Here is a 19865-nt window from a genome sequence, read left to right on the forward strand (position 1 = left end):
ATAAAACTTCCTGTCCCCGCTGGAACCATTGCCCTGCTCTTTTGCAAGTTTTCCCCGGAATCACGGTAAATTTAATGAAACTTCTTCTTTCTTATGTTATAATGTATTATAATGAATTTAATCATGTGAAACGAAGCAAACAAAGTAAATGAAAACTGCACCGCGGGAAACAAGCGGGCCAGAATCCGCAAATGTGTGAAAGGGTATGACTTCATGAGTAAAAATAAAATCAAACTGAATATTTGCGGCAGTGAATTTGTCATCAGTTCAGAAGACACAGAAAGCTACATTCGTTCCGTTGGCGACGAAGTGGAACAGGCTATTGAGGACATTACCAGCCGGAACGAGCACATTTCCGTTTCCATGGCGGCCATGCTCGCCGCACTGAATTACTGCGACGAAGCGCACAAGGCTGCCCGTGCGGCGGACAACCTCCGTTCCCAGATCAAGGATTACCTGGAGGATTCCAACCGTGCCAGAACGGAAGCAGAGGAATCTAAGAAGGAAATTGACCGGCTGAAAAAGGAGCTTCAAGCCCTGCGTGCAAAGCTGACCGAGGGATCCTCCGACGGAAAAGACGAGGAAAAAACGGTTTCTCCGGCACAAAAGCCCAATGCTGCGCCGCCCGTGCAGCGCGCCCAAACCGGCAGCTACACCCGGGTTCAGCACGAGGTAACCCCGGAGCAGGAAGGTTTTATCAGCTTTTTTGAGAAGAACACGGATGAAGAATAACGCATTTTCCGCGGGTTCCACGGAACCCGCACAGACAATGGAGGTCCTTGCCCCAGCAGGTTCGATGGAGAGCCTGACCGCCGCTGTCCGCGCCGGCGCGGACGCGGTGTATCTTGGGGGTCGGTCGTTCAGCGCACGCGCCTCCGCAAAAAACTTCAGCGACGAAGAGCTGAAGGAGGCAGTTCGCTACTGCCACGCGCGTGGTGTAAAAGTGTACCTTGCCGTGAATACTATTCTGCTTGAGCACGAGTTGCCCGCCGCGCTCGAGTTCCTTCGTTATGCCTGTACGCTCCCGGTAGACGCGGTTCTGGTGCAGGACACCGGGCTGCTGTACCTGCTGCGCAAATGCGCGCCAGAGCTCCGGGTGCACGCCTCCACCCAAATGAGCATCCATACGCCGCTGGGCGCGTTGGTGCTGGAACAGGCGGGTATCCGTCGGGTGGTGCTGTCCCGTGAGCTTTCCCTCCGGGAAATTGTAGAGATTCACCGCGCTACCCCCGTGGAGCTGGAGGCCTTTGTGCACGGTGCGCTGTGCATGTCGGTCAGCGGGCAGTGTTATTTCAGCGCGGTTCTCGGTTCGCGCAGCGGCAACCGTGGTATGTGCGCGCAGCCCTGCCGCCTTCCGTTTTCCGCACAAGGGGGCACGGGACACGATTTAAGTCTGAAGGATTTGTCCATGATTCCGCGTATTGGCGAGCTGCGCCGTGCAGGCGTTTGCAGCGCAAAAATTGAGGGCCGCATGAAACGCCCCGAATATGTGGCCGCCGCCGCACGTGCCTGCCGCTTTGCGGCGGATGGAGAACCGGTGCCGGACGAACTGCTGCAAAATCTGCGGGCGGTCTTTTCCCGCTCCGGTTTCACCACCGGATACCCCGATGCAAAACTGGGCCGCGAGATGTTCGGCGTGCGTTCCAAAGAGGATGTGACCGGTGCAACCAGCGCTGTGTTTGCCAGCCTGCATACGCTGTATCAGAATGAAATGCAGCGTATTCCGGTTCATTTTATGCTTCGCATTCAAAAAGGGAAACCCGTTGTCCTTTCCGCGCGGGATGAAAACGGCCATGCGGCCAAAGCCGAAGGCGAACCCCCGCAGGACGCCCTGCACCGCCCAGTCGACCGCGCCCGCTGCGAAGAACAGCTGCGGAAAACCGGCGGTACGCCGTTTTATGCCGCTGAGATTTCCTGTGAAATCGGAGAAGGGCTTTCCGTTGCGGTTTCCTCGCTGAACGCCCTGCGCCGGGACGTGCTGGAACAGCTGCTCACCCAGCGCAGCGAAAAAAAACCGGTGCCGTTTACAACGCACCCGCTCCCGGAATCCGGCAGTCACCGCGCCCAACCCATGAAATTCCGTGCGCGGTTTTTCCACGCCGATTTGCCGGAAGCGGCCAAACAATGTGAGTTAGTATACGTTCCGTATTATACGGACTTAAAATTACTAGAAGACTATCGTAAAGAGGGATATCCGGTCGCCGTAGAACTGCCGCGCGGCATGTTTGGAATGGAAGATGCCCTGCGCCGCCGTCTTTCCGATTTGAAAAAAGCAAGCATTACCGATGTTTGGGCCGGGAACCTTGGTGCGGCCGCCTTGGGGAAAGAACTCGGCCTGAACGTTCACGGCGGATTTTCCCTGAACATCACCAATTCCGCCGCCCTTGCGTGGTATACGGAGTTCGGTTTAGCCGACACGGAGCTTTCGTTTGAACTAACCCTGCAGCAGGCCGCCAACATCGGTGGGGAATTGCCGCGCGGCCTGCTGCTTTATGGACGGCTGCCGTTAATGCTGTCGCGCAACTGCCCCGCGGCCAACGGACCGGGCGGATGCCTCCACTGCAAAACCGCTCCGTTCCTGACGGACCGCAAAGGCGTACCGTTCCCTGTCCAGTGTTATGGCAGCTGCAGCGAAGTGCTGAATTCGGTGGTGCTTTCCATGTCGGACCGGCTGAGCGAAGTGCGCAATCAGGATTTCGGTGTGCTGCGCTTCACAACAGAAACCCGCGCGCAGGCGCAGGAGGTTCTGGAACGATACTTCACCGGCGGCACTCTGCCGGGGGATTATACCCGCGGACTGTACTACCGTGGAATTGAATAAAGGTAAAACACATCCCGCACAAAACGGGATTTCACAACGAAAAGAGAAGAAAGAGGAATACCCATGCAGCCGCTGAAAATCAAAAAACTGCACCCCAACGCCGTACTGCCCACCCGTGCAAGCGACGGCTCCGCAGGAATGGACCTGTACGCCCTGTTGGACGCGCCGCTCACACTGGAGCCGCGCGGACTGTACCGCATTCCCACCGGAATTGCCATTGCGCTGCCGGGGCCGGAAACCGTCGGCCTGCTGTTTGCGCGGAGCGGGCTGGGGGTAAAGCATGGAATTTCCCTTTCCAACGCCGTGGGCGTGATTGACAGCGACTATCGCGGGGAGCTGATTGTGGGGATTTGCAACCTGAGCGACCACCCGTACACCCTGACCCCGGGCGAGCGCTTTGCCCAGCTGGTCGTAATGCCGGTGCTTCTGCCCGCTGTGGAGGAAACAGATGACCTGGGTGAAACAGCACGCGGTGCCGGGGGATTTGGCTCCACTGGGAAATAATGTTCCCGCGAAAAGAGGACTGCTGCAAAATGGTTTTGCAGCAGTCCTCTTTTCGATTTGTATGGCAGAAAACGGGAAATAATGTTGTGGTGGAATCTCTTGTAAAAAACAAGGACTTCAGACCGACAGAAAATCGCCCAAAATTTTATGCATTCTATTGCCAAAACACACAGAACAGGATAAAATATCGAATAGAATTTTTAATGCATTTCGAGAATCGCAGACCGTTTTTAGGCACAACAACTGTGTAAAAATCGAAAGAAAAGTCTGTGATTGTTTTCGGGGTAAAAAATCATCTTTCCCTGTACAATGAATTTTGTAAAAGAATAGGGGTTGTAAGAATGTTAGTCCTGGCGTCCACTTCGCCGCGCCGCAGCGAGCTTTTAAAAATGGCCGGCTACGAATTTTCCGTCGTGCCCCCCGAGGCAAACGAAAATTATTTACGGGGAACACCACCCGTACAGATTGTGGAGCAGCTCTCCACACGAAAAGCAAAGCTGGTGGCAAAGGACCACCCAGACGACATCGTTCTTGCCGCGGACACTCTTGTGGTATTGAAAGGGCGCATTTTAGGCAAGCCCAAGGATGAGCAGGAAGCAAAGGCTATGCTGAAGCTGCTGAGCGGCAACGTGCATCAGGTTTACACCGGGTACTGCATCATTTCCGGCGGGAAAATGGTGACCGGGCACGAATGCACCTCCGTGGAATTCTACACGCTGAAGGATAGCGATATTGAAGCGTACCTTGCCACCGGCGAACCGATGGACAAAGCCGGGGCATATGGCATTCAGGGGCGCGGCGCGCTGCTGGTAAAGCGGATTGACGGGGATTTTTACAATGTAATGGGGCTTCCCATCGGCAAAATCAACCGTCTGCTGAAAAGCCTGTGACTCTGCATGTATGAATTCCAGATTGTTCATAATTTAAGTGTTGAGAAATGATGTTGAAAAGGGTATAATAGATTCTATCTGAGATATGTCGTAAATGAACTTTAAAACCGGACTGGGACTTGGAGTTCGTTGAACGAACGGGAAGCGCCTTTCCTCGCTTTGTGTTTTACGCCTTTTTAAAGTTGCTTCCCACTATTTTGTGCGAGCTGAAAGGGGAAAATGATACATGTTTTCAAAAGATATAGGAATTGATTTGGGTACTGCGAATACCCTTGTTTTTATGAAGGGCAAAGGCATCGTCATGCGCGAGCCTTCCGTTGTCGCCGTTGATGTGCGTACCGATACGGTACTTGCCGTTGGCACCCAGGCAAAAGAAATGATCGGACGTACGCCTGGCTCCATTGTTGCCGTACGACCGCTGAAAGACGGCGTTATTGCCGACTTCGACATCACCGCGACCATGCTCAAACACTTTATCCGCAAAGCAATTAAAACAAATGCGTTCTCCCGCCCGCATATTATCGTCTGCATCCCGTCCGGCGTGACCGAAGTTGAGCGCCGCGCTGTGGAGGACGCCGCCCGTCAGGCCGGCGCAAACAACGTGGAACTGATTGAAGAACCCATGGCCGCTGCAATCGGCGCGGGCCTTCCTGTCAGCGACCCGACCGGCAGCATGGTGGTGGATATCGGCGGTGGTACTGCCGAAGTCGCTGTCATTTCGCTGGGCGACATCGTTACTTCCGTTTCCGTCCGTGTGGCAGGGGACAAGTTTGACGAATCCATTATTTCCTATGTTAAGAAAAAGTACAATCTGCTTATCGGCGAACGTACCGCAGAGGACATTAAAATCCAAATCGGTTCCGCTTACCCGACGGAAGACAACGAGAACGCCAGCGTGGAAATTAAAGGACGCAACCTGGTGGATGGCCTGCCAAAGAATGTGACCATCACCGCCGAAGAGGTACGCGAGGCGCTGAGCGACCCGCTGTCCATGATTGTCGATGCGATTAAATCTACTTTGGAAAAGACTCCGCCGGAGCTTTCTGCAGATATTATCGACCACGGCATTATGCTAACCGGCGGCGGCGCGCTGCTGCGCGGTCTGGACCGTTTGGTAGAGCTGGAAACCGGAATGCCCGTCCACGTGGCAGAAAGCCCGCTGGACTGTGTAGTAAACGGCACCGGAAAGCAGCTTGAGATAACCATGCCGTCCTCTTACTACAAAAATAACCGCAAATAACAAACGAACCCGCAGATGGAAGCGGTTTCTATGCATTTGAACGAGCGGAGGGTAGGTGAACTCTCCGCCTATTTTTTCAGAGTGGGCAATGCGTGCACGCGTAAGTGCAGCATACCATTTATTGTCCATTGTTCATCATTCATGATTCATTGTTAATTGGCAAGGGGGTGCTGCGTTGAAAGACGTCTTTCATTCCAATGGCTTTAAACTGGTTGTGGCTCTAGCTTTCATTCTGTTCGGGCTGATGCTTTACACCGCGGGCAGCGGCGGTTCCGTCGTTTCCAGCCTGCTCGGTTTTGTTTCAACCCCCATGCAGAAGGTCAGCACCGTGGTGACCAACAACGCCGTGGCCACAACACAGGCTGCGACGCGTTCCAACGCGGAACTGCTGGCGGAAAATGACGCCCTAAAACAACAAATTGCGGAGCTCAACAAAAAACTAATCAATTATTATACGTATCAGCAGGAAAACGCACAGCTGCGAAAATTTTTGGAGCTGAAAAATGAAAACAAGGATTTCAAGCCGGTTTCGGCCGCGGTCATCGGGCGGGACCCGAACAGCGATTTTTACAGCTTCCAAATTGATAAAGGGTCTTCTTCCGGCGTAAAGCTGAACGACCCGGTCATTACCGAAAACGGCGTAGCCGGCTGGATCTCCAGCGTGAGTGCGGGGTACAGCCGCGTGACCACCATCCTTTCGCCGGACACCAAAATCAGTGCGGTCGACAAGGTGAACCGCGACTCCGGCGTCATCAACTGCAACATTAAAATGGCGGACAGCAACCTTTTAAAGCTGTCATACCTGGATGCCAACACCACCGTAAAGGCGGGGGATATCATCGTAACGAGCGGACTGGGCGGGGTGTACCCACGCAACCTGGCAATCGGGACCGTAACAAAGGTGGATCACGACCCCTATGACGTTTCGCTGTACGCGGAAGTCAAACCGTTTGTCGATGTGAAAACCGTCCGCGACGTAATGGTCATTACTTCGTTTGAAGGGCAGGGGCAGGCTTTGCCGGGGGATACCGCCTCGTCATCCACACCCTCGAGCGGGTCGAAGTAAATGGAAAAGCTGAAGTGGATTCGTTATTTCGCCTATACAATTGAAATTTTGGTCGTTTTTATGGTTCAGGAAACACCGGGGCTGATTCCCTCGATGTTCGGCGCGCGCCCGGTCATGCTGATTCCGGCCGTGCTGGCCATTGCCCTGTTTGAAAGCGAACTGGCTTCCATGGCTTTTGGGCTTTTCGGCGGCCTGCTGATTGACTTCGGTATCGGCGGCGCCCTGGGGTTCCACGGCCTGCTGCTGATGTTGGTCTGCTACTTTCTGGGGGTTCTGGCAGCGAACCTCATCCGCACCAATTTTCTAACCGCTATGATTGTTGCCGTGCTGGTCACCGGAGCCATTCTGCTGCTTCAATGGGTATTTTTCTATGTACTGGCAGATTACAGCGAATCAATTTACGCGCTGACGGCGCATTACGCACCCCGGTTCCTTTATACCGTGGTGCTGATGCCCATTGCCTATTATTTCAACCGCGCGCTGGCACTGCAAGTTCGCACCAAGAATGAATAACTGCTCCGTTGATTCCCTGAATATAGATGTTTTGATTGTCCGTAATGCTTGATGATTCATAAACCGTGATTGAACCGAAAAAGACTGGAGGTTGGCCTTGAGCAAGCTGAAAGAAAACGCAAGATACATTTTTTGCGGAATCATCGTTATGGCCGTGCTGGCCGTTTACTGCCTGCGCCTGGTGGATTGGCAGATTGTGAACGGATCCTCTTGGCTGCAAAAGGCCACTTCGTCCAGCGTGGCGAAGGTCAGCATGGATGCCGCGCGAGGCGAAATTCTGGACGCCAAGGGCGTAGGGCTGGCCGTAAACAAAACCGTTTACGCCATTGTGTTTGACCGTGCACATATGCCGGACGGTACCGCCAACAAAACCATCGCTCAGCTGATTGCGCTGCTTACCAAACGCGGGGAAACATGGGAAGACACGCTTCCCATCACACTGGACAAGAACGGAACCTATCAGTTTATCGCCGGCAAGGAAAAGGAAGTTGCCGCCCTGAAGGCAAAGGATTTCCTAAACATGAACTCCTATGCGACTGCAGAGCAGTGCATGAGCGAACTGGTGAAGAAATACGAAATTACAGGCTATACAAAGGCGGAAACCAGGGCCATCGTATCCGTCCGGTACAACATGACCAAATCCGGATTCGGCCTTTCCACGCCTTATACTTTTGCAAAAGATGTAAGCAAGGAAACGGTCGCCATTATTAACGAAAATTCCTCCCGTCTGCCCGGTGCGACGACAAAGGTCACCACCGAGCGGCAGTACCCGCTGGGCGACCTGATGCCGCACATTCTGGGCTATGTGGGTTCGATTTCCAAAGAAGAATACGATACCTTGAAAGACAAGGGATACGCCCTGAACGACCGCCTTGGCAAAACCGGCATTGAACAGGCGTTTGAAAGCGCCCTGCGCGGCAAGCAAGGCGAAAAGGTCGTGGAAACGAACAAGTCCGGTGCGTTGGAATCGGAAACGGTAACCAAAGCGCCCGTTTCCGGCAATTCGGTTTTTCTAACGATTGACAGCAACCTGCAAAAGGTGTTGAACGTATCGCTTGCCAAAAACGTAAAAGCTACTCAACAGAACGGCGTAAAGCTGTGCGCCCAACATTATAAAGGGAGTTCCTCCAAACACGGCGAGGACTGCGTGGCCGGCGCGGCCGTGGTCATCCGCGTAAAGGATTTTGCCATTTTGGCCGCTTCCACCTACCCAAGCTATGATTTAAACCAATATTTGGACAATACCAGCTATTATTCCACCCTGGTAAAGGACAAGACGCATCCGCTCATTAACCGGGCCTTCAACGGCGTATTCACCCCCGGTTCCAGCTTTAAGCCCAGTGTGGCGCTTGCCGCACTGCAGGAAGGTGCCATCAGCAATTCTACGGTGATTACCTGCAACCACACCTACACCCGCTTTATTAAGCAGGACCCTAACTTCCACCCGACCTGCCTGGGCACTCACGGGCCGATTACGCTGAACACCGCGCTGGCCAAATCCTGCAATATCTTCTTTTACGATACGGCTTACCGCACCGGAATTGAAACGATGAACCTGTACGCCAAACGGCTTGGGCTTGGGGTAAAAACCGGAATCGAACTAAGCGAAAGCTCCGGGATTCTGGCCGGCCCGGCAGAACGCTCCGCTTCCGGAGGAAGCTGGTCCTACGGCGATACCGTACAGTCAGGCATCGGCCAGAGCGACAACCAGTTTACTCCTTTGCAGCTGGCAACCTACGCCGCGACCATTGCAAACAACGGCGTACGCCTGAAACCGCACCTGGTCGATAAAATCACCGATTACACCCGCACTAAGGTCATTACCCAAAACGGCGCAACCGAAGTGGACAACGCCGGCGTTTCCGCGCAGAATTTGAAATACGTGCAGCAGGGCATGCGTTCCGTGATTACCAGCGGAACCGGCGCTTCGGTGTTTGGCCATTACGGCATTGCCATCGCCGGTAAAACCGGTACGGCACAAGGCCCCGGTTCAGATAACGTTGACTTCATCGGCTACGCACCGTATGACAATCCGGAAATCGCCGTTGCCGTTGTGCTGGAACACGGCGCGACTAGCCTGTATTCCAACAGCATTGCGAAAGACATTTTTGATGCCTATTTTTACGGGAAAACGGTGGATGCAAGCGGAAATCTGGTCATGCCAGCCACCCATGCCCCGGCTTCTTCCACTCCTTCGAGCAGCCGTTAAGGAACCACCCGGCAAAGAATATTAAAATCGGGAAAGTGAAGTTTCAGGAATATCTTCCGATAATTGTGAATAGAAATTTAAATTTATTAATTTGTAAAATCAAACAAGAAAAACGCTTTGACTAGCATGAATTCTTGTGGTAGTATGATAATGAGGTTATATCATGGGAGCTGTAACAGTAATTACTTCAGGAAAAGGCGGCGTGGGAAAATCCACCGTTTCCGCCGGGCTTGCGGCAGCATTTTCCGCGCGCGGCAGACGTGTTCTGCTGATTGACTGCGACGCGGGCCTTGGCTGCCTAGACCATATCCTTGGCGTGGCCGAGCAGCGGGTGTTCGACTTGGCAGATATCGTTTCCGGCCGGGCAGAACCGGCAGACGCGGTATATGCCTGTGGGACTCTGCCCAATGTGTTCCTGCTTCCCGCCCCGGGCAGCCAGGAGGACGTTGTCAGCCCGGCGATTATGAAGCAGCTGACAGAAGCTTTTTCCAAGTATTACGACCATATTTTGATTGACTGTCCGGCCGGCGTGGGCAACGGTTTTGCCAGCGCAGTCGCCGGCGCACAGCGGGCTTTGGTGGTTTCCACCCCAGACCCGGTGTGTTTGCGCAACTCCAATCGGACAAGGCAGCTTTTGGAGCAACTCGGTGTGCCCCAGCAGCGGATGGTAATCAACCGCTTCAGCAGCCGTAATTTTCGGCTGCAGGGCTTTTACCCCGACCTTGACACCGTGATTGACGCGGCAGGAATCCGGCTGATAGCAGTCATTCCGGAAGACCCGCTTCTGGCGGCGGCGGCAGCGAGAAGCGAACCCGCCCCGGCCAATTGCCCCGGTGCCTTGGCTTTCGGCCGCCTTGCGGCCAGACTGGAAGGCGAGCAGGTGCCGCTGGCGCCCCTTCAGAAATTTTAAGGATGACCGTTAGAACAGGAGGAGTATCACAGATGAACATTGCATTAATCGCTCATGATGCCAAAAAGGAACTGATGGTGCAGTTCTGCATTGCCTACTGCGGCGTTCTGAGCAGACATGACCTGTGCGCTACCGGAACGACAGGGAAAATGGTTTCGGAGGCCACTGGGCTTGAAATACAGCGCTTTCTGGCGGGCTCCCAGGGCGGCGACCAGCAGATTGCGGCGCGTATCGCCTGCAATGAAGTCGACCTGCTCCTGTTTTTCCGTGACCCGCTGAGCCCCAAGCCGCACGAGCCGAACGACATGAATCTGCTGCGCCTGTGCGACATGCATAACATCCCAGTCGCCACCAATATTGCGACTGCGGAAGTGCTGATCCACGGATTGGAACGCGGCGACCTTGACTGGCGCAATATTCTGAACCCGAAGGGATGAATCCCCGGGGAATGATCCCCGTGCCTTTCATATTTTGATATTGTAACTATCGGTAATGACCGGGAAGAGTACCCAAACACCCCGCCACAGGGAGGGCGCGCCGTGACTGAGAACGCACCTGCACACGGGTTATGGTGAAGACACCCGCGAACCGAACGAGCCCCGCGTTTCGGGGCATAAAGAGGAGGGCTTCGGCCCTTGAAAAAGGGTGGCACCGCGAGGATTTTCCCTCGTCCCTTTGACTGGGACGGGGGATTTTTGTATACTCGCACTTCCACATAAACCGAAAAGGAACAAGTGGGAACCGTATAACACCAAAGAGGACCAAAATATTTCGTCTGAAAAATGCTGGGGTACCCTCCGTAAGGAGGGCAGCGCCCGAAGCAAACAATTTATTTTTGATTCCTCAGCAAGGGTATTGGCTTCCCACGATTCATTGGTCACTATAATAAAGCAAATAAAGGAGAATTGACTATGGAGTTCATCAAGGCCCAAAAAGGAACGCAGGACCTGCTGCCCGCCCAGACGGAAAAATGGCAGGTTGTAGAAGACGTAATGCGCAGTGAGGCGAAGCTCCACGGTTTCGGAGAAATCCGGACCCCGGTTTTTGAAGATACTCGCCTGTTCCAGCGTTCCGTGGGCGAAACCACCGACGTAGTGCAGAAGGAAATGTATACGTTCACCGACAAAGGCGGCCGTTCCATCACGCTGCGGCCGGAAGGCACCGCAGGCGCGGTGCGCGCCATGCTGGAGCACGGCCTTTTCAACGAAGGCCTGCCGCTCAAGCTGTTCTATCTCACCTCCTGCTACCGGTATGAAAATACGCAGGCGGGGCGCCAGCGCGAGTTTCATCAGTTCGGCATTGAACTGCTTGGCTCCGCTTCCTATGTTGCCGACGCAGAGGTCATCTGTTTGGCAAAAAGCATCTTTGACCGTCTGGGCGTGAAAAACCTGAAGCTAGAAATCAACTCCATCGGCTGCCCGGACTGCCGTGCCAAATACTACGCAGCGCTTCGGGAGTATTTCAGCGCCCGCAAAGAAGAGCTGTGCGAAACCTGCCAGGGAAGACTGGAACGCAACCCCATGCGTATTTTGGATTGCAAGAGCCCAATCTGCTCCAAAATTGCAGCGGGCGCACCCAAAATGCTGGATTACCTGTGCGACGACTGCAAAGCGCACTTTGAGGGCGTGAAAACCTGCCTGGATGCGGCAGGTGTAGCATACACCGTGAATCCTTCCGTGGTACGCGGACTGGATTATTATACCCGCACGGTATTTGAATTCGTTTCCAGCGACCTCGGCGCGCAAAGCACCGTTTGCGGCGGCGGCCGTTACGACGGTCTGGTAGAAGAACTGGGCGGCCAGCCGATGCCTGCGCTGGGCTTTGGTCTTGGCATGGAACGCCTGATGCTGATTCTGGAAGCGCAGAAGGTGGAATTCCCTGAACCGGAAACGTGTGACCTTTATATTGCCTCACTCGGCGACAAGGCGAAGCTGGAAGCGTTCCGTCTGGCGCACCGCCTGCAGGAATACTCCATTGCGGCGACCTGCGACCTGAACGACCGCGGCTTGAAGGCCCAGATGAAATATGCGGATAAAATTTCCGCCAAGTATTCTATTGTTCTGGGCGACAACGAGCTGGAATCCGGCAAGGCGGAAATTAAAAATATGAAAACCGGAGAAAAATCCAAAATATCGCTGGGCGAAGATTTTGTGGAACAGTTTATTATCCTGCAAACCAAAAACGAGGACGATATTGCCTTTTAAAATTTTTTAAAATATAGGAGGCTGTTATGAAATCATCGATTTTGGACCAGTTTCGACTCACGGTAATGGAGCAGCACCTGAACGTGTACGCCATTAAGGTGCAGCGCGCCAACGGCGAAAACGTCAGCCACAGCTGGCGTTGGTCGACGTTCCGGGAATGCCTGTATTCCGGCTCGAAAACCTTTACTTCGATCGCGGTGGGAATCTGCGTGGACGAAGGCCGGCTCCGCGTAACCGACAAGGTGCTGGACTTTTTCCCGGAATACCGCGAAATTGCCTCTCCGGGCAGTGAAGCAATCACCCTGCGCGACCTGCTGCACATGGCGTCCGGCAAACTGGAATTCTGGTTCGGGGAACCGGATGAGCAGGTGCTGAACGCCAAAAAAGAGGATTGGGCAGAGCTGTTTTTCCGTGTGCCGGTCACCGGCGAACCCGGAAAAACCTTTTTCTACTCCAACGCCTGCACCTATATGCTAGGGCGCGTGGTGGAAAAAGTCAGTGGGCAGAATCTGCGGGACTTCCTTGTGCCGCGCCTGTTCACCCCGATGAACATCTTCAATCCGCAATGGCAAACCTGCACCGCTGGGCATCCCATTGCCGCAACCGGCCTGTACCTGACCACAGACGAGTACTCCCGCCTTGGACTGATGATGCTGAACGGCGGCGTATACGAAGGAACGCGCATTGTAAGTGAAAACTACCTGCAAAGCGTTTCCGGCGATATTCTGGACAATAACACGCCCGGGAATATCGAGCCGGAGGGCACCGCCGGCTACGGCTATCAGGTGTGGCGCTGCTCGCATCCGGGCGCGTACCGCGCCGACGGCATGTTTGGCCAGTACTGCGTTGTGTTCCCCAACGAGCAAGCAGTGGTCACCGTGACTTCCCATGAAGAAAAAGCGGCAAATGACATTCTGCGCGCCATTTACCGGGATATTATTCCCCGGCTGTAACCCCCTGCCGAGGTGCTCGGGACCGGCGGCCAGAGAGCAATCATCCACCTATCATTCAAACAGCATCCTGATTTCTTATTGGTATCAATCTTAACGGAGGCTTAACAAACTATGGCAGAATTCATAACAGGAATGAAGCGAACTCATTATTGCGGGGAACTTCGCCCCGCGCACATCGGCAGCACCGTGACAGTCTGCGGCTGGGTACAGCGCCAGCGCGACCTTGGCCAGCTGATTTTCATCGACCTGCGCGACCGCACGGGCATTGTGCAGCTCGCGTTCGATGACAGCACCGACCGGGAAATTTTTAAAAAGGCATTTTCTGCCCGTTCCGAATACGTATTGGCTGCAACCGGCGTGGTGCGCGAGCGCACCTCCAAAAACCCGGAGCTGCCCACCGGCGACATTGAGCTGGAAGTCACCGCCCTGCGCGTACTGGCAAAAAGTGAAACCCCGCCGTTCGCCATTGAGGAAAACTCCCCCGTGCAGAAGGAAACCCGCCTGCGCTACCGTTTCCTTGACTTGCGCCGCCCGGACATGCAGCGCACGCTGCAGGCACGCCACCGTTTGGTGAAAGTTGCTCACGATTTCTTCGATGAAAACGGCTTTTTGGAGATTGAAACGCCTGATCTTGTCAAATCCACCCCGGAGGGCGCGCGCGATTATCTGGTACCAAGCCGTGTGTTCCCCGGCAAATTCTTTGCCCTGCCGCAGAGCCCTCAGCTTTATAAGCAGCTGCTGATGGTTTCCGGCTTTGACCGCTATATGCAGATTGCTCGCTGCTTCCGCGACGAAGACCTGCGCGCCGACCGCCAGCCGGAATTTACCCAAATCGACTTTGAAATGTCCTTCGTGGACCAAGAAGACGTGATGGCCATCGGCGAAGGCTTTATCCGTGCCGCGTACAAGAAGATGCTGGACATCGACATCCCGACCCCGCTGCCGCGCCTGACCTGGAAGGAAGCCATGGACCGCTTCGGTTCCGATAAACCGGACCTGCGCTTTGGTCTGGAACTCAGCGATGTGAGCGGTGACCTGAAAAACACCGAATTCCGCGTGTTCCGCGGCGCCATCGACGCCGGCGGCAGCGTGCGCGGCATCAACTTAAAAGGCCTTGCCGACCAGCTGAGCCGCAAGGAAATCGACAAGCTGGGCGAATGGATTAAGACCTACGGTGCAAAGGGCCTTGCTTGGACGCGCCTGGCTTCCACCGGCGAAACCTCCTCCTATGAAAAATTCTTAAGCGCGGAAGAAGCCGCCGCGGTTCGCAAAACGCTCGGCGCAGAACCCGGGGACGTGCTGTTCCTAGTGGCAAGCGACGAAAACAGTGTGGTGTACGCTTCACTGGGCGCGCTGCGCTGCCAGCTGGCTCGTAAATTTAACCTGATTGACAAATCCCAGCCGAAGCTTCTTTGGGTTACGGACTTCCCGATGTTCGAGTACAGCAAGGAAGAGGGCCGCTGGATGGCGATGCACCATCCGTTCACCATGCCCAACCCTGAAGACCTTGACAAGCTGGAAAGCGACCCCGGCTCCGTGCGCTCCATTGCTTACGATATGGTCATCAACGGCTATGAAGCGGGCGGCGGAAGCATTCGTATCCATGACACGGAATTGCAGGAGCGCATGCTGGAAGCACTCGGCATTTCCCCGGAAAAGGCACAGGAGCGCTTCGGCTTCCTGCTGAACGCTCTGAAATATGGCGCTCCGCCGCACGGCGGCATGGCCTGGGGTCTGGAACGCCTTGTCATGGTGCTGCTCGACATTGATGACATGCGCGACGTCATCGCCTTCCCGAAGGTGGCGTCCTCTGCTGACCTGATGAGCGACGCCCCGAACGACGTAGACCTCGACCAGCTGAGCGACCTTGGAATTGGAATTCTTCCGAAGGAACAGCCCAAGGAATCCTGATTCGTTGAAAATTTCATTTGCTACATCCTTCTCCTGTTTGTATCAGAAAGCCGGTGCAGGCCATATTCATGGCTCGTACCGGCTTTTTCTCAATACTGTTTACTCTTGTTGGCTTCGAGGCAGGAAATCGTTTTGAAGCACCGCCATCAAAAGAATCGGCTCCCTTGTATCATCCGTTTCTCCGGTATATAATAAATTTATCTTAATATCGCCTTACATTGTATACTATTAGTATAATATTTAAGTAATATACTATTTTTGATTTAATTGGAGGGAACCCCCGTGCCGGATTCGCAAAAGATTAATTACCAAAAAGAGCTGGACCGCCTGATTGCGGGGCTGGGGGATCGCACTCCCACACTGTTCCTGCATGCCTGCTGCGCGCCATGCAGCAGCTATGTGCTGGAATACCTGTCGCAGTACTTTGACATTACGCTGTTTTACTATAACCCCAACATTTTCCCGGAAGCAGAGTACCGCAAACGGGTGGAAGAAGTACGCCGCCTGCTTTCCGAACTTCCGGTAAAGCACCCGGTCCGGCTGCAGGAGGGGAAGTACGACCCCGAATCGTTTTTCGCGCTTGCCAAAGGGCACGAGGCCGAACCGGAGGGTGGGGAGCGCTGCGCCCTCTGCTATGAGCTGCGCCTGCGGGAAGCCGCTGTGCTGGCCAAGGCAGGCGGGTATGACTATTTCACCACCACGCTGTCCATCAGCCCCTACAAAAACGCGCAGAAACTGAACGAAATCGGTGCGCGGCTGGAGCGGGAGTACGGCGTTTTGTATTTACCCTCCGACTTTAAAAAGCGGGACGGCTACCGCCGCTCGATTGCCCTTTCGAAGGAATATCATCTGTACCGGCAGGATTACTGCGGCTGTGTGTTCTCCAAGGCGGAGCGCGACCGGCGAGTAGCAGAACAAGCGAATGTTTCGGCGGAAAACCGTTGACACTTCCAAACGTAACCGACGTGCAAATACCGGTACAAACTCCGACCACCCTGCGGGAGCAAACCCGTGCGGTAGCCCGGGTGCTGCGCAGCGATTCGCATGTTCTACCGCTTTTGGTCGCAGCGGCGTTGTTTTCGGAGTGCCATCAAACCATACTCACCTTTTTAAATCAGCTCCAATACGTGCGGTGTGCCATTCCCACCGCCGCTATGGGGTACTTGTATATTCTGATGACGGTCATCGGCCTTTTGGCCGCGCGCTCCCACAAGCTGACCGCGCGGCTGGGGGAACCCCGCAGCATGACCCTATTGCTTTTGGCCGGGTGTGCTGCCTGCCTACTGCTGACGCTGACCGCGAACGCAGTCCTTTCCGTTTTGGGGCTTGCAGTACTGAATGCTGCGTTTTCCCTGTTCAACCCAATTCTACTAACCATAGAGAACCGCCGGATTACAGGCGGCAACCGGGCATCCATTCTATCCGTATACGCCATCCTGATGGATTGTGTGGCAGTGGGAACCAATTTAACGTTCGGCTGGGCGGCGGATTCCGGCGTGGCAAATGCCATGCTACTGGGTGCAGGTTTCTGCTTTGCCGCACTCGGCCTGTACGGTTACTGGGCGCACACCGAAGGAGAGAAAAAATATGATTCGCGAGGTAACAAAGGATGACCTTTTCGCTCTGCTGAACCTTTACACCCAGCTGCACGGCAATCCTGTTCCGAAGCACTTTCCTCCCTTTGGGAGCAAATTTTCAACGACCCGAAGCACCATATTCTGGTGGATGAAGAGGCTGGCGTGCTCGTTTCTTCCTGCATCCTGCTGATTGTACCCAACCTGACGCATGGGCAGCGGCCCTACGGCGTAATTGAAAACGTCGTAACCGACCGGGCATTCCGCGGTCAGGGGCGTGCTTCCGCTGTGCTCCGCGCCGCAAAGCTGCTGGCGCAAGCGCGGAACTGCTATAAGCTGATGCTGATGACTGGTTCCAAAGAAGCAAGCACGCTGAATTTTTACCGGCGCGCCGGGTTCAACACGATGGATAAAACGGCGTTTGTGCAGTGGTTGAACCCCTAGCCGGTTGGAATTGCTCTTATCGATAAGAAAGGAACACCACCATGCAGCAACAATTCTACCAAATTGAACCGGGCATTCCGGCCGACACGAACGAGTTGGAGCGCCTTTACGACATGTTGAATGAATCGTTGAACCGCGGGGTCAATTACCCCGGCTGGAAGAAGGGCCTGTACCCAATCCGGGAGACAGCAGAAACCGGAATCCGGAAACACACGCTGTTTGTGGCGCGCACACAGGGGCGCATCGCAGGCACCGTTATTCTGAACCATGAGCCGGAATCTGCCTATGCCGGAGCGAATTGGACCATTGAAGCGGAAGACAAAGAAGTTTTTGTCGTGCATACGCTGGCTGTTCACCCGGACTTTCAACAGGCTGGGGTGGGGCGTGCGCTAATTGAATTTTCTAAGCAGCTGGCCCAGCAAAAGGGAATGAAAGCCGTGCGGCTGGACGTTCGCTCCGGCAACCTGCCCGCCCTGCGGCTGTATGAGTCCTGCGGCTTTCGGTATGTGCAGACTGTGGACTTGGGACTGAATCTTCCGGGATTGGTTTGGTTCGACCTTTATGAATATAACCTCGGGCAGCGCAGCTCCGCCGAAAGCGTTGGGAAACCGTCGATACCATAAGCTGGTGCGCTACCGCATTCTCGAAATCATGGCATCACAGGGGGAAAACCGAGAAACTGGGGGAGATTCCGGAGACCGTTTTTGCGCTGGCCGCTGTAGGGGATAACAGAACCGGAGTTTCCGCACATCCGCGCGGAAAAAGCGCAAAAAGTTTTTTCCGGCGCTCCGAGAAAGATGACTGTTATGTTTTCCACCAAACACAGGGTATACGGTGGAAAATGGATGACCTCCTGCTTCAAATGGGCCGCCGGTGTGCGGACGAAAGTCGGAACGGTTTCCTGTTTGTCCGGCAGCTGCGGCAGCGTGTTTCCCGGTGCTCCTTTACTTTATCCCATCCTTATGCTAAGATAGGGGTTACCGAGGCCTATCCCGGAATTCCGTGTTTTCTCCTGTCGGATTTTCCCGGATCGGCAGCCCGCGCATTTCCAGGGAATCGAACATGGCCGTGAGGAGGCGGGATATGAAAAAAGACAAGAAGAAAAAAAAGGCGAAGCACGAACAGGCCGAACTGCGCCCGCTAATTTATGCGGACAAAGAGGTTTCAACGGAAGAAGCTGGGGAGGAACCCCTGCGTGACACAGTTCAACTGACGGGGGGAAAATGGAAGCTTCGCATTCTGTGGGCGCTGCGCTCGGGGGAAAGCATCCGCTACGGCGTCCTGAAACAGCAGGTGAACGGCATTACCGACATGATGCTCAGCCAGAGCCTGCGTGAACTAACCAAAGACGGACTGACGGAACGCCGCCAGTTTCAAGAAATCCCGCCCAAGGTGGAATACCGCATCACCTCCGTCGGCGCAGAGCTGCTGCCGGCAATTGAACTATTCCGCGCCTGGGCTATAAAATACAGAAGGGAAGAGCATAAAAATGGATAGACAAAACGATATTCCCCGTTACACGGCGGATGAATCCCGCTATGACACTATGCAGTACCGCTACTGCGGAAAAAGCGGGCTGAAGCTCAGCGCTGTTTCCCTTGGCTATTGGCACAACTTCGGCACGTACGATGTGTATGAAAACGCCCGCGCGGTCACGCGGCGCGCGTTCGACCTTGGCATTACCGTATTTGACCTTGCAAACAATTACGGTCCTCCGGCCGGCAGCGCCGAGGAAACGTTCGGCCGCCTAATGCGGGAGGATATGCATCCTTACCGCGACGAAATGGTGATTACCACAAAGGCAGGCTACCATATGTGGCCCGGCCCCTACGGCGATTTCGGGTCCCGTAAATATCTGCTGGCCAGTCTGGACCAGAGCCTGAAACGCATGGGCCTGGACTATGTGGATATTTTCTACCACCATCGCATGGACCCCAACACTCCCCTGGAGGAAACCATGGGCGCCCTTGCACAAGCGGTGAAAAGCGGCAAAGCACTGTATGTGGGTATCTCCAATTACAGCCCCGAAAAGGCGTTGGAAGCCTCCCGCCTGCTGGCAGACATGGGCGTGCACTGCCTAATCTGTCAGTCGCGCTACAACCTGTTGGACCGCAAGGTGGAGCGTGACGGTTTGTTTGGTGCGCTGGAACAGGCCGGCATGGGCATGACTGCGTTCAGCCCCTTGGCACAAGGCCTGCTGACCGGCAAATACAACAACGGCATTCCGGAAGATTCCCGTGCGGCAGGCCGTTCGGCCTTCCTCAAGAAAGACAACATTACTCCGGAAGTAATCCGCAAAGTGACTGCGCTCGGCAAAATCGCGGCGCGCCGCGGCCAAACCACCGCACAGTTTGCGCTGAGCTGGGTGCTCCGTCAGCCGGTCATGACCAGTGTACTCATCGGCGCCAGTCGGGTTTCGCAGCTGGAGGACAATGTTGCGGCGCTGAACCGGCTTGACTTTTCCGAAGAGGAAATCCGTGAAATTGATGAAATTTTAAAATAGAACCATAAAGGCAAAGAGCCGCTGCATTACGCGGCCTTTTGCCCCGGGCGTTGTTCCTTTTGTCAGTGAGATAGACCGTTCTTGTGGAACGGTCTATCTTTTTTAATATATATTGTGTTTTTT

General features: G+C 54.5%; 19 protein-coding genes. All 19 read left to right on the plus strand.

What is annotated here, in order from left to right; all coding sequences use genetic code 11:
* The first annotated feature begins 213 nt into the window (after positions 1-213).
* The 19 genes from ACSVDI_RS00690 to mgrA all read left to right on the plus strand — a co-directional run bounded on the left by ACSVDI_RS00690 (position 214) and on the right by mgrA (position 19742).
* Positions 214-732, plus strand: a complete 519-nt coding sequence (locus tag ACSVDI_RS00690) for a cell division protein ZapA (RefSeq protein ID WP_457943983.1) — start codon at positions 214-216, stop codon at positions 730-732.
* Entirely contained in the window at positions 722-2821 is a 2100-nt protein-coding gene (locus tag ACSVDI_RS00695) for a DUF3656 domain-containing U32 family peptidase (protein WP_457943985.1), read from the plus strand. The genes ACSVDI_RS00690 and ACSVDI_RS00695 overlap by 11 nt, the downstream gene beginning before the upstream one ends.
* 63 nt (positions 2822-2884) lie before the next feature.
* Positions 2885-3325: a dUTP diphosphatase gene (gene dut, locus ACSVDI_RS00700; protein WP_457943986.1), complete on the plus strand. Its 441-nt coding sequence runs from the start codon at positions 2885-2887 to the stop codon at positions 3323-3325.
* A gap of 341 nt (positions 3326-3666) precedes the next feature.
* Entirely contained in the window at positions 3667-4215 is a 549-nt protein-coding gene (locus ACSVDI_RS00705) for a Maf family protein (protein WP_457943987.1), read from the plus strand.
* 226 nt (positions 4216-4441) lie between these two features.
* Positions 4442-5455, plus strand: a complete 1014-nt coding sequence (locus tag ACSVDI_RS00710) for a rod shape-determining protein (protein WP_457943989.1) — start codon at positions 4442-4444, stop codon at positions 5453-5455.
* Positions 5456-5630: 175 nt separating this feature from the next.
* Positions 5631-6521 carry a rod shape-determining protein MreC gene (gene mreC, locus ACSVDI_RS00715; RefSeq protein ID WP_457943991.1) on the plus strand — a complete coding sequence of 297 codons (891 nt, stop codon included), beginning with the start codon at positions 5631-5633 and terminating at the stop codon, positions 6519-6521.
* On the plus strand, positions 6522-7034 hold the full coding sequence (gene mreD / locus ACSVDI_RS00720) for a rod shape-determining protein MreD (protein WP_457943993.1): 513 nt from the start codon (positions 6522-6524) through the stop codon (positions 7032-7034).
* A 97-nt stretch (positions 7035-7131) separates the two neighbouring features.
* Entirely contained in the window at positions 7132-9243 is a 2112-nt protein-coding gene (locus ACSVDI_RS00725; protein ID WP_457943995.1) for a penicillin-binding transpeptidase domain-containing protein, read from the plus strand.
* Between the two features lie 163 nt (positions 9244-9406).
* A complete protein-coding gene (locus ACSVDI_RS00730; protein ID WP_457943996.1) occupies positions 9407-10153 on the plus strand; it encodes a nucleotide-binding protein in 747 nt (248 codons plus the stop codon).
* Positions 10154-10185: 32 nt separating this feature from the next.
* Positions 10186-10590: a methylglyoxal synthase gene (locus tag ACSVDI_RS00735; protein ID WP_457943998.1), complete on the plus strand. Its 405-nt coding sequence runs from the start codon at positions 10186-10188 to the stop codon at positions 10588-10590.
* Positions 10591-11064: 474 nt separating this feature from the next.
* Complete coding sequence (gene hisS, locus ACSVDI_RS00740; RefSeq protein WP_457943999.1) at positions 11065-12357, plus strand: histidine--tRNA ligase; 1293 nt, start codon at positions 11065-11067, stop codon at positions 12355-12357.
* A gap of 26 nt (positions 12358-12383) precedes the next feature.
* Positions 12384-13310, plus strand: a complete 927-nt coding sequence (locus tag ACSVDI_RS00745; RefSeq protein WP_457944000.1) for a serine hydrolase domain-containing protein — start codon at positions 12384-12386, stop codon at positions 13308-13310.
* A gap of 111 nt (positions 13311-13421) precedes the next feature.
* Positions 13422-15221: an aspartate--tRNA ligase gene (gene aspS / locus ACSVDI_RS00750; RefSeq protein WP_457944002.1), complete on the plus strand. Its 1800-nt coding sequence runs from the start codon at positions 13422-13424 to the stop codon at positions 15219-15221.
* 282 nt (positions 15222-15503) lie between these two features.
* Positions 15504-16166, plus strand: a complete 663-nt coding sequence (locus ACSVDI_RS00755; RefSeq protein ID WP_457944003.1) for an epoxyqueuosine reductase QueH — start codon at positions 15504-15506, stop codon at positions 16164-16166.
* Complete coding sequence (locus tag ACSVDI_RS00760; protein ID WP_457944005.1) at positions 16163-16834, plus strand: MFS transporter; 672 nt, start codon at positions 16163-16165, stop codon at positions 16832-16834. The genes ACSVDI_RS00755 and ACSVDI_RS00760 overlap by 4 nt, the downstream gene beginning before the upstream one ends.
* Positions 16835-16912: 78 nt before the next feature.
* The gene (locus ACSVDI_RS00765) at positions 16913-17239 is read left to right on the plus strand and encodes a GNAT family N-acetyltransferase (RefSeq protein ID WP_457945655.1); all 327 of its coding nucleotides are present in this window, start codon (positions 16913-16915) and stop codon (positions 17237-17239) included.
* Positions 17240-17280: 41 nt separating this feature from the next.
* Positions 17281-17862 (plus strand): GNAT family N-acetyltransferase, encoded by a 582-nt coding sequence (locus ACSVDI_RS00770; protein ID WP_457944007.1) that lies wholly within the window; start codon positions 17281-17283, stop codon positions 17860-17862.
* Positions 17863-18322: 460 nt separating this feature from the next.
* Entirely contained in the window at positions 18323-18736 is a 414-nt protein-coding gene (locus tag ACSVDI_RS00775; protein ID WP_457944009.1) for a winged helix-turn-helix transcriptional regulator, read from the plus strand.
* Entirely contained in the window at positions 18729-19742 is a 1014-nt protein-coding gene (gene mgrA / locus ACSVDI_RS00780; RefSeq protein ID WP_457944011.1) for an L-glyceraldehyde 3-phosphate reductase, read from the plus strand. Before ACSVDI_RS00775 ends, mgrA begins: the two co-directional genes overlap by 8 nt.
* Positions 19743-19865: the final 123 nt, after the last annotated feature.

This window comes from Caproiciproducens sp. LBM24188 (assembly GCF_054130445.1).

Excerpts from the sequence above, each read along its gene's own strand:
- ACSVDI_RS00690 (WP_457943983.1), top strand. The coding sequence starts at position 214 with ATGAGTAAAAATAAAATCAAACTGAATATTTGCGGCAGTGAATTTGTC.
- mgrA (WP_457944011.1), top strand. The coding sequence starts at position 18,729 with ATGGATAGACAAAACGATATTCCCCGTTACACGGCGGATGAATCCCGC.
- ACSVDI_RS00745 (WP_457944000.1), top strand. The coding sequence starts at position 12,384 with ATGAAATCATCGATTTTGGACCAGTTTCGACTCACGGTAATGGAGCAG.
- hisS (WP_457943999.1), top strand. The coding sequence starts at position 11,065 with ATGGAGTTCATCAAGGCCCAAAAAGGAACGCAGGACCTGCTGCCCGCC.
- mreD (WP_457943993.1), top strand. The coding sequence starts at position 6,522 with ATGGAAAAGCTGAAGTGGATTCGTTATTTCGCCTATACAATTGAAATT.
- dut (WP_457943986.1), top strand. The coding sequence starts at position 2,885 with ATGCAGCCGCTGAAAATCAAAAAACTGCACCCCAACGCCGTACTGCCC.
- ACSVDI_RS00695 (WP_457943985.1), top strand. The coding sequence starts at position 722 with ATGAAGAATAACGCATTTTCCGCGGGTTCCACGGAACCCGCACAGACA.
- ACSVDI_RS00775 (WP_457944009.1), top strand. The coding sequence starts at position 18,323 with ATGAAAAAAGACAAGAAGAAAAAAAAGGCGAAGCACGAACAGGCCGAA.
- ACSVDI_RS00710 (WP_457943989.1), top strand. The coding sequence starts at position 4,442 with ATGTTTTCAAAAGATATAGGAATTGATTTGGGTACTGCGAATACCCTT.
- ACSVDI_RS00770 (WP_457944007.1), top strand. The coding sequence starts at position 17,281 with ATGCAGCAACAATTCTACCAAATTGAACCGGGCATTCCGGCCGACACG.
- ACSVDI_RS00735 (WP_457943998.1), top strand. The coding sequence starts at position 10,186 with ATGAACATTGCATTAATCGCTCATGATGCCAAAAAGGAACTGATGGTG.
- aspS (WP_457944002.1), top strand. The coding sequence starts at position 13,422 with ATGGCAGAATTCATAACAGGAATGAAGCGAACTCATTATTGCGGGGAA.
- ACSVDI_RS00705 (WP_457943987.1), top strand. The coding sequence starts at position 3,667 with ATGTTAGTCCTGGCGTCCACTTCGCCGCGCCGCAGCGAGCTTTTAAAA.
- ACSVDI_RS00730 (WP_457943996.1), top strand. The coding sequence starts at position 9,407 with ATGGGAGCTGTAACAGTAATTACTTCAGGAAAAGGCGGCGTGGGAAAA.